The sequence below is a fragment of the Nocardioides sp. Root190 genome (assembly GCF_001428565.1).
Taxonomy (GTDB): Bacteria; Actinomycetota; Actinomycetes; order Propionibacteriales; family Nocardioidaceae; genus Nocardioides.
On record NZ_LMIA01000013.1, the window covers coordinates 404181 to 419678 of the forward strand.

The window sequence follows — 15498 nt, forward strand, 5'->3', positions numbered from 1 at the left end:
GTGGGGTGATCGCGAGGATCCTCGACCTCGAAGGACTCCCCATGGCTCGCAGCCGACCGGACCGGTGCCCGGGCATCGTGCACCCGTGGCCGGCCGAGGACGGCGGACTGGTCCGGATCCGGGTGCCCGGCGGACAGCTGCCCCTGTCCTCGCTGGTGGCGCTGGCCGAGGTCGCCACCGAACACGGCGACGGCCGGATCCGCACGACGGGTCGCGCGAACCTCCAGGTCCGTGGCATGCCCGTCGACGGCGACCGTCTCGCCGAGCCCGCCCTGGCCGCGCTCGAGGCCACGGGCCTCCTGCCGTCCCGCGCCCACGACCGCGTCCGCAACGTCCTGGCCTCACCGCAGACCGGACTCACCGGCGGTCGCGCCGACCTGCGCCCCGTGGTCGCGGCCCTCGACGCGCACCTGCTCGCGGACGAGTCGCTCGCCGAGCTGCCCGGCCGCTTCCTGTTCACCCTCGACGACGGCCGCGGCGACCTGGCCGACCGGCACAAGGACCTCGGCCTGGTCGCCCTCGACGGCACCCGGGCCCAGCTCCGCGTCGGCGAGGGGTACGGCGACGTGGTCGCCCTCGACGACGCGGCCGCCGCACTCGTCGCGCTCGCCCACCACTTCCTGTCCGCCCGGGGCACCGGCCCCGCCGCGGCCTGGCACGTCGACGAGCTGGCCGACCCCCTCGTCGTACCCTCGCCGCCCGAGCCGGGTGCCGACGTGCGCTCCGCACCGCTCGCGTTCGGCACCGTCCCCGGCGGCGAGCACCTCGCCGTCGGCGACGGCCTCACCCTCAACGACCTGACCACGATGGCCGGCCGGAGCGCCGCGTCCGTCGTCATCACGCCGTGGCACGGCGTCCTGATCCCCGCACCGCTTCCCGAGGAGACCCCGTGACCGACACCCAGCTCGAGACGCCGACCCTGTCCGCTCCCCCGCGCCGGTTCGACTACATCGCCGACGGGCCGGCGATCTACGTCGACTCCTTCGCCACCATCCGCCGCGAGTCGGACCTCTCCTCCGTGCCTGCCGACGCGGAGAAGGTCGCCGTGCGCATGATCCACGGCAGCGGCCAGACCGACCTGACCCGCGACCTGGTGGTCCACCCCGACCTCGCCCGGGCCGGTCGCGCGGCGCTCGCCGCGGGCGCCCCGATCCTGTGCGACGCCCGGATGGTGGCGATGGGCATCACCGCCGGCCGGCTCCCGGCCGACAACCCGGTCCACTGCTTCCTCACCGACGAACGGGTCCCGGACCTCGCCCGGAGCTGGTCGACGACCCGCACGGCTGCGGCGGTCTCGCTCTGGGAGCCCTTGCTCGACGGCGCCGTCGTGGCGATCGGGAACGCTCCCACCGCGCTGTTCCACCTGCTCGAGATGATCCTGGACGGCGCCCCTCGACCGGCCGCGATCGTCGGCTGCCCGGTGGGATTCATCGGCGCGGCCGAGTCGAAGGACGCGCTGGCGTCGTTCGCCCGGGACCACGGCATCGACATCCCGTTCGTCACCGTGCGCGGTCGCCGCGGCGGGTCCGCGATGGCGTCCTCGGCGGTCAACGCACTCGCCCAGGAAGAGGAGTGAGCGCCGGAGTGGAGACCGACGACAGCACCGCGAAGGGCCAGTTCTTCGTCGTCGGGATCGGTCCCGGCGATCCCGAGCTGATCACCCGCAAGGCGGAGCGGCTGATCGGCGCCGCGAGCGTGATCTCCTTCCACGCCGGCGTCCGCAAGCAGTCCCACGCCCGCCGCATCGCCGCGCACCTCATCCCGACCGACGCGGTCGAGGAGGAGCTGCGCTACCCGGTGACCACCGGGACGACGGACCACCCCGGTGGATACGTCGGCGCGCTGGCCGACTTCTACGACGAGTGCGAGGCCCGGCTGGCCGCGCACCTCGACGCCGGCCGTGACGTCGTCCTCCTCGCCGAGGGCGACCCGCTCTTCTACGGCTCCTCGATGTACCTCCTGGACCGGTTCCGCGACCGGTTCGAGATCGAGGTCGTCCCCGGCATCCCCGCCTTCGCCGCGGCCACGGCGACGATCCCGGCGCCGCTGGTCCGGCAGAACGACGTGCTGACCGTGCTCCCCGGCACGCTCCCCGAGCCCGAGCTCGCCCGCCGCCTCGCCGACACCGACGGCGCCGTGATCATGAAGCTCGGCCGCACCTTCCCCGCCGTCCGCTCCGCACTGGAGCAGGCCGGTCGGCTCGAGGGCGCGATGTACGTCGAGCGCGCCTCGCAGCCCGAGGAGCGCTGGCTGCCGGTCGCCGACGTCGATGCCGACTCGGTCCCGTACTTCTCGCTGATCGTCGTCCCCGGCGACTCGGCAGGCCGTCCGACCGCCTCCCGCCTGCGGGCGACCGACCCGGTGGTCGAGGAGGCCGCCCGCGGCCGTCTCGAGACCTCCGGCACCGGTGCCGGGAGCCTCCCCGACACCATCCCACCGGGTCTCGAGACGGTTGCTGCGCAATCTCCTCGACCGCCGGCCGAGCTCCTCGTCATCGGCCTCGGCCCCGGCCCCGACGGCTGGCTGACACCCGAGGCCACCGCGGCACTCACCGAGGTCGAGCACGTGGTCGGCTACGCGCCGTACGTCAACCGGGTCCCGCAGCGCGTCGGGCTGCAGCGGCACGCTTCCGGCAACACCGTCGAGGTCGACCGCGCCCGGTTCGCCCTCGACCTCGCCCTGCGGGGCGAGCGGGTTGCCGTCGTCTCCGGCGGTGACGCCGGTGTGTTCGGCATGGCCTCCGCCGTGTTCGAGGCAGCCGCCGACCCGGCGCACCCCGAGCACGCGACCGTCCCCGTCCGGGTGCTGCCCGGCGTGAGCGCGGTGCAGGCCGTCGCGGCCCGGGCCGGTGCCCCGATCGGCGCGGACTTCGCGGTGATGAGCCTCTCGGACCGGCTCAAGCCGTGGGCGGTGGTGGAGAAGCGACTGCGTGCGATCGCCGAGGCCGACCTGGTGCTCGGCATCTACAACCCCGCCTCGCGCTCACGTCGCGAACAGGTCGTGGAGACCCAGAAGATCCTGCTCGAGCACCGCTCCCCCGACACCGTCGTGGTCGTCGGCCGTGACGTCGGCCGGGCCGAGGAGTCGCTGACCGTGACCACGCTCGGCGCCCTCGACACCGACACGGTCGACATGAAGTGCCTGCTCATCATCGGCGCCTCCTCGACGCGCGTGGAGCCCAACGGGGCCGTCTGGACACCGCGATGGGTGGACTGAGCGTCACCGTCGTCGGCATCGGCGCGGACGGCTGGGACGGCCTGGTCGCCTCCTCCCGCGCGATCGTCACGGGCGCCGAGGTGCTGCTCGGCGGCGAGCGCCACCTCGATCTCGTGCCTCCGGTCGAGGGCCAGGAACGGCGGGCCTGGCCGCGACCGATGTCCGGTCTCCCCGGCTTCCTGGAGCAGTACGACGGACGACGCATCGTCGCTCTCGCCTCCGGCGATCCACTGGTCTCCGGCATCGGTACGACGCTGATCCGCCTCCTCGGCCCGGACGCCGTCACCGTCATCCCCGCCGTGTCCTCGGTCGCCCTCGCCCGGGCCCGGCTGGGCTGGTCGGCCGAGGGGTCCGAGGTCCTCACGCTGGTCGGGCGCGACGTGGCAGCACTACGGCGCGAGCTCTCCGACGGCCGGCGACTCCTGGTCCTGTCCTCCGACGAGAGCACCCCCGCAGCCGTGGCCGCGCTCCTCACGGAGTCGGGCTTCGGCGCCACCGTCCTCGACCTGCTCGGCGACCTCGGCGGGGACACCGAGAGCCGGACCACCTTCCTCGCGACCGGCCCCGTGCCCGACGCCCTCCCCCGGCTCCACGTCCTGGGCCTCACCGTTCGCGGCGGACCCGGATCGTGGGCGAGCGGCCTGGCCGACGACGCCTTCGAGAACGACGGCCAGCTCACCAAGCGCGACGTCCGCGCCAGCGCCCTCTCCCGGCTCGCCCCCGCCCCGGGACACCTGCTGTGGGACCTGGGCGCCGGCGCCGGATCGGTGGGCATCGAGTGGCTGCGCGCCCATCCCCTCGCCGAGGCGATCGCCGTGGAGGCGGACGCCGAGCGGGCTGCCCGGATCGGGCGCAACGCCAGCGCCCTCGGCGTACCCCGCCTGCGGGTGGTCGAGGGCAGCTCCCCGGACGTGCTCGACGACCTGCCGACACCGCACGCGATCTTCGTCGGCGGCGGCGCCACCGCCCCCGGCCTGCTCGACCTGTGCCGCGAACGGCTGGCTCCTCACGGGCGCCTCGTCGTGCACGGCGTCACCCTCGAGACCGAGGCCCTGCTGATCGCGGCGTTCCACGAGCACGGCGGCGAGCTCACCCGCCTGTCCGTCGAGCACGTCACCCCCATCGGCGGCCGGTTCACCGGCTGGACCCCCGCTCGCGCAGTGACCCAGTGGACCTGGACGTCCAGCGGTTCCTCGAGTGACCGCGAGGAACGCGCGGCGAATCGGGACGGGAGCCTCTCATGACGATCCACTTCGTGGGGGCCGGCCCCGGCGCCGCCGACCTGATCACGCTGCGGGCCGCGTCCCTGCTCGCCACCGCCGACGTCGTGCTCTATCCCGGCACCTACATCGACGCCGCCGTGCTCTCGCACTGCCGCCCGGGCACCACCCTGGTCGACACCCAGGAGATCGACCTCGACCGGATCACTGCCGTCATGGTCGAGGCCGATGCGGCCGGTCAGGACGTCGTCCGCCTCACCTCCGGCGACCCGTCGCTCTACTCCGCGCTGCACGAGCAGACCCGTCGTCTCGCCGCGGCCGGGGTGGCGTGGGACGTCACGCCAGGGGTCCCGGCGTACGCCGCCGCGGCCGCCATCGTCGGCCGCGAGCTGACGGTGCCCCTGGTGACCCAGTCGGTCGTGCTCACCCGCACCCAGGCGCGATCGACCGCGATGCCCGAGCGGGAGTCGCTGGTGGCCTTCGCCGCCACCGGAGCGACCCTCGTGCTGCACCTGGCCATCACCCGGGTCCGGGACCTGATGGCCGAGGTCGCGCCCCACTACGGCACCGACTGCCCGGTCGCCGTGGTCTCGCGGGCCTCCCAGCCCGAGGAGCTGGTCCTGCGTGGCACGGTCTCGACGATCGCCGACCTCGTCGAGGACGCCGGCCTGCGCCAGGCAGCCGTGATCCTCGTGGGTCCGGCCCTCGCGTCCACCTCGGACGCCGAGTCCTACCTCTACTCCCCCGAACGAGTGCAACGGAAGGCACGTCTGCGATGAGCCACCCCACCCTCAACCGGAACTTCCCCTTCAGCGCCGTCGTCGGCGCCAACGGTCCCGACGGACCGGATCCGATGGCGCTCGCGCTGCTCCTCACCACGATCGCGCCCGAGGTCGGCGGCGTGCTCGTGCGCGGCGAGAAGGGCACCGCGAAGTCGACGATCGTGCGCGCACTGGCCGCCGTGCTGCCGCCGATCGACGTCATCGCGGGCGACCGCTTCTCCTCCGACCCGCGCGACCCGTCGGCCCACTCCCCCGACGGGCCGTTCGAGGCGGACACCGAGGTCGAGACCCGTCCGGTGCGCCTGGTCGAGCTCCCCGTCGGCGCCACCGAGGACCGCGTGCTCGGCTCGCTGCACCTCGAGCGCGCGCTCTCCGAGGGCAAGGCCGAGTACGAGCCCGGCCTGCTGGCCCGCGCCCACCGCGGAATCCTGTACGTCGACGAGGTCAACCTGCTCCACGACCACCTGGTCGACCTGCTGCTCGACGCCGCCGCGATGGGCCGCTCCACCGTCGAGCGCGACGGCGTCTCCGTCGAGCACGCCGCCCGCTTCGTGCTGGTCGGGACGATGAACCCCGAGGAGGGCGAGCTGCGTCCGCAGCTCCTCGACCGGTTCGGCCTGACCGTCGAGGTCGCTGCCCCGCGGGTGCCGGCGCTGCGCGCCGAGGTGGTCCGCCGCCGGATGGCCCACGACGCCGACCCCGAGGCCTTCGCCGAGCAGTACGCCGACGCCGAGGAGGCGCTGCGGGCACGGATCTCCGAGGCCCAGGCCCTCGTCAGCCGGGTCCGGCTCACCGATGCCGCGCTGCTGAAGATCGCCGAGGTGTGCGCGGCCTTCGATGTGGACGGCCTGCGCGCCGACATCGTCACCGCCCGCACCGCCGTCGCGCACGCCGCCTGGTGCGGCCGTTCGCAGGTGATCCTCGAGGACATCCGCGTTGCGGCCACCCTCGCGCTGCCGCACCGCCGCCGACGCAAGCCGTTCGACGCCCCCGGCCTCGACGAGGACCTGCTCGACCAGGTGCTCGGCAACGAGGACCTGCCCCCCGACGACGATCCCGAACCGGACGGCCCGGGCGACGACGGCCCCGGCGACGACGGCTCGACGGACGACGGCCCCGACGACGACGGCTCGACGGACGACGGCTCGACGGACGACTCTGACGGTGGCCCCGACAGCGGCCCCGACGGCGGTCCGGAGACGTCATACGACGTGGATGCTCCGGCGACCAGTTCGCATGACGTCCCGCCCGAGCCTCCCGAGACGTCATGCGATCCGGCTCCCGGACCGACCACCTCGCATGACGTCACCGCCGCCACCGGATCGACCTACCGCACCCGCCTGCTGACCGTTCGCGGCGTCGGCACCGGGACCGCCGGGCGACGGAGTCGCGCGCGCACCACCAACGGCCGCCGGATCGGAGCGACGATCCCGATCGGCAACCACAGCGGCGCGATCCACCTCACCGAGACGATCCGCGCGGCTGCGGCCCACCAGTTCGCTCGCGGTCGCCGGACCGGACCGCTCGTGCTGCGCCCCCAGGACCTGCGGATCGCGGTGCGCGAGGGGCGCGAGTCCAACCTGGTCCTGTTCTGCGTGGATGCCTCGGGCTCGATGGCGGCCCGCCGGCGGATGGAGCAGGTGAAGACGGCCGTGCTGAGCCTGCTGCTCGACGCCTACCAGCGTCGCGACAAGGTCGGTCTGGTCACCTTCCGCGGGTCCGGCGCGGAGGTCGCGCTGCCCCCGACCCACTCGGTCGACGCAGCCGCGCAGCGCCTCGAGGACCTGCCTGCCGGTGGACGCACCCCGCTCGCCGAGGGACTGCTCGAGGCGGCGCGACTGCTCACGGTCGAGCGCACCCGCGACCCGAACCGCCGCCCACTCCTCGTCATCGTCACCGACGGCCGGGCGACCTCGGGGCCTGACGCCGTCGCCCGTAGCCGCCAGGCGGCCGGCCTCCTCGCCGATTCCGGGATCTCCTGTGTCGTCGTCGACTGCGAGAGCGGACCGATGCGGATGGGGCTGGCCGCAACGCTGGCCGCAACGCTCGGCGCGGAGCACGTGCCGATCGGCGAGGTCAGTGCCGACGCCCTGGTCGACGCAGCGCGCAGCACCCGGGACCGCGCGGCATGAGCCCCTCCGCGACGGCCACGTCCGCAGCGTCCTCCACCGCGACGTTGTACGACGTCATCGAGCGGCGCCGCGACGTCCGCGCCGAGTTCACCGGCGAGCCCGTGCCCGAGGAGACGCTGCTGCGGGTCCTCGGCGCCGCCCACCGCGCGCCGAGCGTCGGGATGAGCCAGCCCTGGGACTTCGTCGTCGTCCGCGACCCGGTGGTGCGTCGAGCCTTCCGCGACCACGTCGCCGACGAGCGCGACACCTTCGCCGCGTCGCTCCCGCCCGAGCGACGTTCCACCTTCGACAAGATCAAGGTCGAGGGGATCTGCGAGTCCTCGATGGGCATCGTCGTCACCCACAGCCAGGACCGTGGCGGTCAGCACGTGCTCGGTCGCCACGCGATCGCCGACGCCGGTCTCTTCTCGAGCGTCCTCGCGATCCAGAACCTCTGGCTGGCCGCGACGGCCGAGGGCCTCGGCCTGGGCTGGGTGTCCTTCTACCGCGAGCCCTTCCTGCGCGACCTGCTCGGCATCCCCGCCGCCGTCCGACCGATCGCCTGGCTGTGCGTGGGCACGGTCAGCCATCTCGAGACCGTTCCCGACCTGGAGCGCCACGGCTGGCGCTCGCGCCGGTCCCTGGCCGACGCCATCCACGACAACGCCTGGAGGGACCATGCCTGAGGGCAAGCCGCTCGTCGTACCCGAGGACGGGCTGACCACCCGCCAGCGCCGCAACCGGCCGCTCGTGATGGTCCACACCGGCGACGGCAAGGGGAAGTCGACTGCCGCCTTCGGGCTCGCGATCCGCTCGTGGAACCAGGGCTGGAACGTCGGCGTCTTCCAGTTCGTGAAGTCCGCGAAGTGGCGCATCGGCGAACAGACCGTCCTGGAACGCCTCGGCGAGCTGCACGAGCAGACCGGCGAGGGCGGCCCGGTGGCCTGGCACAAGATGGGCGCCGGCTGGTCCTGGTCGCGCAAGGAGGGCTCCACCGAGGACCACGCAGCGGACGCCATCGAGGGCTGGGCGGAGATCAAGCGTGCGCTGGCCGAGGAGCGCCACGACCTGTACGTGCTCGACGAGTTCACCTACCCGATCAACTGGGGCTGGCTCGACATCGACGACGTCGTGGAGACCCTGCGCAGCCGCCCCGGGCGGCAGTACGTCGTGATGACGGGCCGCCGCGCCGACGCGAAGCTGGTCGAGGTGGCCGACCTGGTCACCGAGATGACCAAGGTCAAGCACCCGATGGACGTGGGCCAGAAGGGCCAGCGAGGCATCGAGTGGTGACGCGATGACCGCGCCCGTCCAGGTTCCCCGTGTCGTCGTCGCTGCTCCGGCGACCGGCCAGGGCAAGACGACGGTCGCCACCGGCCTGATGGCCGCGCTGGCCGCAGCCGGCCATGCCGTCAGCGGCCACAAGGTGGGCCCGGACTACATCGACCCCGGGTACCACTCCCTCGCGTGCGGGCGTCCGGGCCGCAACCTCGACCCGCACCTGGTCGGCGAGGACCTCGTCAACCCCCTCCTGCTGCACGGCGCTCGTGGTGCCGATGTCGCCGTCGTCGAGGGCGTGATGGGCTTGTACGACGGCCGGATCGGCGGCAACGGGTTCTCCTCGACCGCGCACGTGGCGGCGCTGACCCGCAGCCCGGTCGTGCTGGTGGTCGACATCTCCCGTTCGTCGCGCTCGATCGGTGCGGTCGTGCACGGGATGGCGACCTGGGACCCGGACGTCGAGGTCGCGGGCGTGATCCTCAACCAGGCCGGATCGGTCCGTCACGCCGACGAGGTCCGTTCCTCGATCTCCCTGCCCGTCCTGGGCGTGATCCCCCGGGACAGCTCGATCGCCACCCCCTCGCGCCACCTCGGCCTGGTCACCGCCGCCGAGCGCGGCGAGTCCGCCGCCGTCGTCGCCCGTCTCGCGGAGGTGATGACCGAGCACGTCGACCTCGACGCCGTGCTCGCGATCGCCCGCTCGGCCCCGGCGATCGACGCGATCCCCTGGTCCCCTGTCGTCGGTCGAGCAGCCCGCGCGGAACGAGCGGGCGGGACGAGACCCCGCGTCGCCGTCGCCGCCGGACGCGCCTTCACCTTCCGCTACGCCGAGACCGCCGAGCTGCTCGAGGCCGCCGGTTGCGAGGTCGTCGCCTTCGACCCCGCCCACGACACAGCGCTGCCGGCGGGTACCGCCGGTCTCTACCTCGGTGGCGGCTTCCCCGAGGTCCATGCGGCCGACCTGAGCGGCAACGCGGCGCTGCGCGTGCAGATCCGCACGGCGGTGCTCGACGGCCTGCCGACGGTCGCCGAGTGCGCCGGCCTCCTCTACCTCTGTCGTACCCTCGATGGCGTGCCGATGACGGGCGTCCTCGAAGCGGACGCGGCGATGACCGAACGCCTCACCCTGCGCTACCCCGTGGCGGAGGCGCTGGGCGACACCCTCCTCACCCGCAGGGGCGAGCGCGTCACCGGCCACGAGTTCCATCGCACGACCGTGACGCCCTCGACCGGCACGCAGGCCGCATGGACCCTCGACGGTGAGCAGGTCGGCTTCGCGTCCGAGACCCTGCACGCGTCGTACCTCCACACCCACTGGGCCGGACACCCCCAGCTGGCGTCGCGATTCGCGGATGCGGTCCACCGCCATGGATGACCCGCTGCGCCACCACGGGGACGTCGAGGCGCGCGACGCGACCCTCGACTTCGCCGTCAACGTGTACGACGGCGCGCGACCCCCGTGGCTGGACGCAGCCCTGCTCGCCTCGCTCGACGAGGTCGGCCGCTACCCGACCTCGGACGCCGCGCGGGCAGCCGTCGCCGCTCACCACCACCGCCCGAGTGACGGCGTGCTGATCACCGCCGGTGCCGCAGAGGCCTTCACGCTGATCGCCCGCCTGCGGCCCTGGCGCCGGCCCGTCGTCGTGCACCCGCAGTTCACCGAGCCCCACGCTGCGCTGGAGCAGGCCGGGCACCGGGTGACGTCGGTCGTGCTGACCGAGCCGTTCGTCCTGGACCCCGAGCAGGTCCCCGAGGACGCCGACCTCGTCGTGATCGGCAACCCCACGAACCCGACGGGCGTCCTGCACCCGGCCGCGACGATCCGCGCCCTGCTGCAGCCCGGCCGGGTCGTGGTCGTCGACGAGGCGTTCATGGACTGCGATCCCGACGAGACGGAGTCGTTGGCGGGCGTCAAGGCGGCCGGACTCGTCGTCCTCCGCTCCCTCACCAAGCACTGGGGCATCCCCGGGATCCGCGCCGGCTACCTGGTCGGCGACGCGATGATCGTCACCGGCCTCGCGCTCAACCAGACGCCGTGGAGCGTCGGCACGACGGCCGCCGCAGCGGTCGTCGCGTGCACCTCCCCCGAGGCCGCGAGCGAGGGGAGGCGCCGCGCCGAGCAGGTCCGGGACTGGCGCGAGCACCTCGAGAAGGGACTGGCCGACCTCGGGGTCCACCACCTCGCCTCGACGGCCTCCTTCGTCCTGGCCCAGGTCGGCCCCGGGATCCACGAGCGGCTCCGCGACCGGGGCATCGCGGTGCGCCGGGCCGACACCTTCCCCGGCCTGGACCAGAGCTGGGTCCGGATCGCGGTCCGCTCCCCGGAGATGACCGACCGCCTTCTCGCGGTCCTGCTTCCCTAGGTCCTCCCCCAGTCCTTCCTCACCCCGCCACCTGTCGCCGATTGGGCACAAACCGCAGCCAGAAGGCCCGAATCGTTGCGGTTTGGGACCAAACCGCAGCATCTCGGACCGGGCTGCGGACTCACCTCCCGCCCGACCTCGCGATGCCCTAGAGTCAGGCCTGCAGGCACGAGGAAGCCGGTGAGACTCCGGCACAGTCGCGCTACTGTGACATCGCCTCCGCGAGGGGTGCGGTGAAGTCAGGAACGAGTGTCTGCACACCTCACCCCATTCGACCAGGGACGCAGAATCCCTGAGGAGGCACCATGTCGCAGATCACTGCCACCCCCCACGGCGGAGCCATCGTCGTTCCCGTCGTCCCGCTGCTCAAGCTCGGCACCTGGGTGGTCTTCTTCGGACTCCTCGCCATGCTGGCGATCTTCTTCGTGAGCGCCGACCAGGGCGCGATCTCCTTCCCCGCCGGCAACGCGGTCCACGAGTGGGTCCACGACGCGCGGCACCTGCTCGGCTTCCCCTGCCACTGAGCGGGGAACCAGCTCATGAGCACCGTTTCCCAGGACAAGTCCGTCCTCACACCGGCCGCCTTCCTGATCCGCGGTCTCGCCGTGGGCCTGGTCGCGGGCCTGCTCGCCTTCGTCGTGGCCTTCGCCCTGGGCGAGCCCACCATCGATGACGCGATCGCCCTCGAGGACGCCGCCGCCGCGCAGATGACTCCGCAGGAGGTCGCCGCCGAGGAGGCTGCTGCCGCCGAGGAGGACCACTCCGGCATGGTCGCGGTCTCCCGCGACAACCAGAAGAGCTGGGGCCTGCTCACCGGCACGGTCGTCGTCGGCGCCGCACTCGGCGGACTGACCGCGCTGGCCGCGGCCGCCGTGATCGGACGCCTCGGCAACCTGTCGGCCCGCGGATCGACGGCGCTGGTGGCGCTGCTCGGCTTCGTGTCGATCGTGCTGGTGCCCTTCGCCAAGTACCCCTCGACCCCGCCTGCGGTGGGTGACGGCGAGACGATCGGTGGTCGCACGGCGTCGTACTTCGCGCTGGTGCTGATCTCGGTCCTCGCCGTCATCGCGGCCGTCGTGATCGCGAACAAGCTCCGCGCCCGGGTCGACGGCTGGACCGCCACGGGCATCGTCGCGGCCGGCTACATCGCCGTGGTCGCCGTCGCTGCGGCGCTGCTGCCGAGCGTCAACGAGCTCGGGGACTTCCCGGCCGACCTGCTCTGGTACTTCCGGCGTTCGTCCCTGCTCACCCTGATGACGCTGTGGGCCGCGATCGGGGTCGGCCTGGTCGCCCTGCTCGGCCGCCTGCACGACACGGCCACGGCCGACGCCAACCGGCGTGAGCTCGCTGCCAACCTCTGATCGGGCCGTCGGCCTCCTGCTCGGGTACGCCGCGGATCGGCTGCTCGCCGATCCGCGGCGTTGTCACCCGGTCGCCGGCTTCGGACAGGTCGCCGCCGCCCTGGAGCAGCGGATCTGGCGCGACCACCGGGCCAACGGCACGGCGTACGTCGTGGTCCTGGTCGGCGCCACGGTCGCGCTCGGCGTCGTCGCCGAGCGCACCCTGCCCCGCACCCTGGCCACCGCCGTGGCCACGTGGGCGGTGCTGGGCGGCACCTCGCTGGACCGTGAGGCAGCCACGGTGAGCCGACTTCTCGCCGACGGCCGACTGCCGGAGGCGCGGGTGCAGCTGACCCACCTGGTGGGCCGGGACACCTCGCAGCTGGACGAGGGCGAGGTCGTGCGGGCCACCCTCGAGTCGCTGGCCGAGAACACCTCGGACGCCGTCGTCGCGCCGCTGGTCTGGGGGGCGATCGCCGGCGTCCCCGGCCTGATCGGCTACCGCGCCGCGAACACCCTCGACGCCATGGTCGGTCACCGCAGCGCACGTCACGAACGGTTCGGTTGGGCGGCCGCCCGGTTCGACGACATGGCCAACCTGCCGGGTTCCCGACTGACCGCCCTCCTCGCCGTCGCCCTCGGCCCCGACCACCGCAACGCGTGGCGGGCCTGGCGACGTGATGCCGCGGGCCATCCCAGCCCGAACGCAGGTCCGGTCGAGTCCTCCTTCGCGGGTGCGCTCGGCATCCGGCTGGGCGGCACCAACGACTACGCGGGCCGGATCGAGCACCGTGCGGTGATGGGCTCGGGACCCCTCCCCGGTCGTGCCGACCTCGACCGTGCCCGGACCCTGGCCCGTCGGGTCGGCGTCGCCGCCGCGTTGAGCGCCGCCGCGATCGCGTGCGTGCGATCATCACCTCGATGATCACCAGGCTGCTGCACACCCCGCTCCTCGCCTCGCCCCGCGCCGCCGTGTCGCGCGTCGCGCGCGCCGTCACCGGCGCCCCCGGGCCCCTCGACGGGCGCACGGTGCTCGTCACCGGAGCCACCTCGGGCATCGGCGAGGCCACTGCTCACGCGGCGGCCCGTCGCGGTGCGACGGTCCTGCTCGCCGCGCGCCGGGAGACCGAGCTGGCCCGGGTCCGGCAGGCGATCACCGACGAGGGCGGCCGCGCCGCGTCGTACGTCGTGGACCTGACGGTCGGCGCCTCCGTCGACGCCCTGGTCGAGCAGCTCCTCGCCGAGCACGGCGCGGTCGACTACGTCGTCAACAACGCCGGGCACTCCATCCGGCGCTCCCTGGACCTCACCCACGACCGCTTCCACGACTTCGAGCGGATGATGGCGGTGAACTACTTTGGACCCGTCCGGCTGACGATGGGGCTGCTCCCGGCGATGCGGGAGCAGCGCTTCGGCCACGTCGTGAACATCGTGACGTGGGGCAACCAGATCCGGGCGCCCAAGTTCGCGCCGTACATCGCCTCCAAGACCGCCCTCGACGTCTTCGGGCGGATCCTGGGGCGTGAGGCGTTCTTCGACAACGTCACCTGCACCAACATGCGGGTCGCGATCGTGCGCACCCCGATGATCGGTCCCACGGCGGCGTACGAGGGCCGGGGCGAGAGTGCCGAGCACTGTGCCGAGCGCGTGGTCCGTGCCCTGGAGGACCGGCCGGTGACGGTCGACGGTGCGTTCGGGACCTTCTACGCCGCCTTCAACGTGCTGGCACCGCGGCTCTCGGACCTGGCGATGGCCATCGCGCACCGCCACGAACCGGACTCGGCGGCAGCGCTCAGGACGAGCGGGAGGAGCCAGCCGGGTCCGACGGCCCGATGACGGCCTCGGCGTTGCGCCCGACCCAGCGCAACAACGGCACCATGACCTCGGCGAGCTCCTCTCCGAGCGGTGTCAGGCTGTAGTCCACGCGGGGCGGCATGACCGGCTTCTGGTCGCGGTCCACCAGTCCGTCGGCCTCGAGGGTCCTCAGGGTCTGGGCGAGCATCTTCTCGCTCACGCCCTGGGCGCGGCGCCTCAGCTCGCTCCAGCGCTGGGGTCCGTCGGTGAGCGACACCAGGACGAGCACGCCCCACTTGCTCATGACGTGGTCGAGCAGCACCCGGCTGGAGCAGGCGGCAGGGAACACCCCGCCCGGGAACTGCTCGAAGATCCCGGCCTCACCGCTCGCCACCTGCAGGCTTTCCGTCATGGCAGTACCTTACTTCAAAGTGCGTACTAACCATTGGGAAGCAACTACCTCATCGACAGGTTGAGACCGGCAGCAAGCCATCCTCCCCGTCGAAAGGTTCCACCATGTCCCTCGTCGTCACCGGTGCCACCGGCCACCTCGGCCGCCTCGTCATCTCCTCCCTGCTAGCGCAGGGCGTCCCCGCCGACCAGGTCGTCGCCGTCGGTCGCGACGAGGGCCGCCTCGCCGAGCTGGCCGCGCTCGGCGTGCAGACCCGACGCGCCGACTACGGCGACCCCGCCTCCATCACGGCGGCGCTCGCCGGCGCCCGCCGCGTCCTGCTCATCTCGGGCAGCGAGGTCGGCCAGCGCCTCGCCCAGCACCAGACGGTCATCGACGCCGCCAAGGACGCCGGTGTCGAGCTGCTCGCCTACACCAGCATCGCCAACGCCGACACCAGCGGTCTCGCGCTCGCCGTGGAGCACAAGGCCACCGAGGAGGCCGTCGTCGCGTCCGGCCTTCCCCACTCGCTCCTGCGCAACAGCTGGTACGTCGAGAACTACGGCGACCAGCTCCCCACCTACCTCGAGCACGGCACCGTCCTCGGTGCGGCCGGCGACGGCCAGGTCAGCGCCGCCACCCGCGCCGACTTCGCCGAGGCCGCGGCCGCCGTCCTGCTCGCCGAGGCGCCGAAGCCGGTCTACGAGCTCGGGGGCACCGCCTTCAGCCTGAAGGAGCTCGCCGCCACGGTGAGCGAGGTGAGCGGCACCGACGTCACCTACACCGACGTACCGGCCGAGGAGCTCACCAAGGTCCTCGTCGGCGCCGGGGTGCCCGAGCAGTTCGCCGCGATCCTCGCCGACGGCGACGAGGGCCTGGGCCGTGGCGAGCTGTACGTCGACACCGCGGACCTCGCCGACCTGCTGGGCCGTCCGGCCACGTCGCTGGCCGACGGGCTGCGCGCGGCGCTGTGACCCGTGTGCTCCTCGTCGGTCGCGGG

Annotated in this window: 16 protein-coding genes and 1 riboswitch; of the genes, 15 read left to right on the top strand and 1 reads right to left on the bottom strand. The window is 73.3% G+C overall.

The features are described from left to right. The first annotated feature begins 41 nt into the window (after positions 1-41). The 14 genes from ASE01_RS22475 to ASE01_RS22535 all read left to right on the top strand — a co-directional run bounded on the left by ASE01_RS22475 (position 42) and on the right by ASE01_RS22535 (position 14149). Positions 42-893: a nitrite reductase gene (locus ASE01_RS22475; protein WP_056758267.1), complete on the top strand. Its 852-nt coding sequence runs from the start codon at positions 42-44 to the stop codon at positions 891-893. After that, entirely contained in the window at positions 890-1576 is a 687-nt protein-coding gene (locus ASE01_RS22480; RefSeq protein ID WP_235536160.1) for a precorrin-8X methylmutase, read from the top strand. Before ASE01_RS22475 ends, ASE01_RS22480 begins: the two co-directional genes overlap by 4 nt. Further along, positions 1573-3216 carry a precorrin-3B C(17)-methyltransferase gene (cobJ, locus tag ASE01_RS22485; RefSeq protein WP_235536162.1) on the top strand — a complete coding sequence of 548 codons (1644 nt, stop codon included), beginning with the start codon at positions 1573-1575 and terminating at the stop codon, positions 3214-3216. The genes ASE01_RS22480 and cobJ overlap by 4 nt, the downstream gene beginning before the upstream one ends. Beyond that, positions 3204-4460, top strand: a complete 1257-nt coding sequence (gene cbiE / locus ASE01_RS22490) for a precorrin-6y C5,15-methyltransferase (decarboxylating) subunit CbiE (protein WP_056758031.1) — start codon at positions 3204-3206, stop codon at positions 4458-4460. The genes cobJ and cbiE overlap by 13 nt, the downstream gene beginning before the upstream one ends. Then, positions 4457-5215, top strand: a complete 759-nt coding sequence (gene cobM / locus ASE01_RS22495; RefSeq protein WP_056758034.1) for a precorrin-4 C(11)-methyltransferase — start codon at positions 4457-4459, stop codon at positions 5213-5215. Before cbiE ends, cobM begins: the two co-directional genes overlap by 4 nt. After that, positions 5212-7350, top strand: coding sequence for a VWA domain-containing protein (locus ASE01_RS22500; protein ID WP_056758038.1), 2139 nt, complete (start codon positions 5212-5214; stop codon positions 7348-7350). Before cobM ends, ASE01_RS22500 begins: the two co-directional genes overlap by 4 nt. Beyond that, positions 7347-8015: a 5,6-dimethylbenzimidazole synthase gene (gene bluB, locus ASE01_RS22505; RefSeq protein ID WP_056758041.1), complete on the top strand. Its 669-nt coding sequence runs from the start codon at positions 7347-7349 to the stop codon at positions 8013-8015. The genes ASE01_RS22500 and bluB overlap by 4 nt, the downstream gene beginning before the upstream one ends. After that, on the top strand, positions 8008-8622 hold the full coding sequence (gene cobO / locus ASE01_RS22510; RefSeq protein ID WP_056758044.1) for a cob(I)yrinic acid a,c-diamide adenosyltransferase: 615 nt from the start codon (positions 8008-8010) through the stop codon (positions 8620-8622). Before bluB ends, cobO begins: the two co-directional genes overlap by 8 nt. A 4-nt stretch (positions 8623-8626) precedes the next feature. Beyond that, complete coding sequence (locus ASE01_RS25360; RefSeq protein WP_235536163.1) at positions 8627-9985, top strand: cobyrinate a,c-diamide synthase; 1359 nt, start codon at positions 8627-8629, stop codon at positions 9983-9985. Further along, positions 9963-10973 carry an Rv2231c family pyridoxal phosphate-dependent protein CobC gene (gene cobC, locus ASE01_RS25365; RefSeq protein ID WP_235536165.1) on the top strand — a complete coding sequence of 337 codons (1011 nt, stop codon included), beginning with the start codon at positions 9963-9965 and terminating at the stop codon, positions 10971-10973. Before ASE01_RS25360 ends, cobC begins: the two co-directional genes overlap by 23 nt. A gap of 172 nt (positions 10974-11145) precedes the next feature. Beyond that, positions 11146-11220, top strand: a riboswitch (cobalamin riboswitch). Positions 11221-11278: 58 nt separating this feature from the next. Beyond that, complete coding sequence (locus ASE01_RS22520; protein ID WP_056758046.1) at positions 11279-11497, top strand: CbtB domain-containing protein; 219 nt, start codon at positions 11279-11281, stop codon at positions 11495-11497. Positions 11498-11512: 15 nt separating this feature from the next. After that, positions 11513-12334 carry a CbtA family protein gene (locus ASE01_RS22525; RefSeq protein WP_056758049.1) on the top strand — a complete coding sequence of 274 codons (822 nt, stop codon included), beginning with the start codon at positions 11513-11515 and terminating at the stop codon, positions 12332-12334. Beyond that, positions 12312-13238 carry a cobalamin biosynthesis protein gene (locus tag ASE01_RS22530; RefSeq protein WP_235536166.1) on the top strand — a complete coding sequence of 309 codons (927 nt, stop codon included), beginning with the start codon at positions 12312-12314 and terminating at the stop codon, positions 13236-13238. Before ASE01_RS22525 ends, ASE01_RS22530 begins: the two co-directional genes overlap by 23 nt. Continuing rightward, a complete protein-coding gene (locus ASE01_RS22535) occupies positions 13235-14149 on the top strand; it encodes an SDR family NAD(P)-dependent oxidoreductase (protein WP_056758277.1) in 915 nt (304 codons plus the stop codon). The genes ASE01_RS22530 and ASE01_RS22535 overlap by 4 nt, the downstream gene beginning before the upstream one ends. Here the strand turns inward: ASE01_RS22535 and ASE01_RS22540 are convergent. Then, on the bottom strand, positions 14106-14519 hold the full coding sequence (locus ASE01_RS22540; RefSeq protein WP_056758053.1) for a winged helix-turn-helix transcriptional regulator: 414 nt from the start codon (positions 14517-14519) through the stop codon (positions 14106-14108). The two genes, ASE01_RS22535 and ASE01_RS22540, sit on opposite strands and share 44 nt — an antisense overlap. A 104-nt stretch (positions 14520-14623) precedes the next feature. Here ASE01_RS22540 and ASE01_RS22545 point away from each other — a divergent pair, with 104 nt between their 5' ends. Then, a complete protein-coding gene (locus tag ASE01_RS22545; RefSeq protein ID WP_056758056.1) occupies positions 14624-15472 on the top strand; it encodes an NAD(P)H-binding protein in 849 nt (282 codons plus the stop codon). Positions 15473-15498 lie beyond the last annotated feature (26 nt).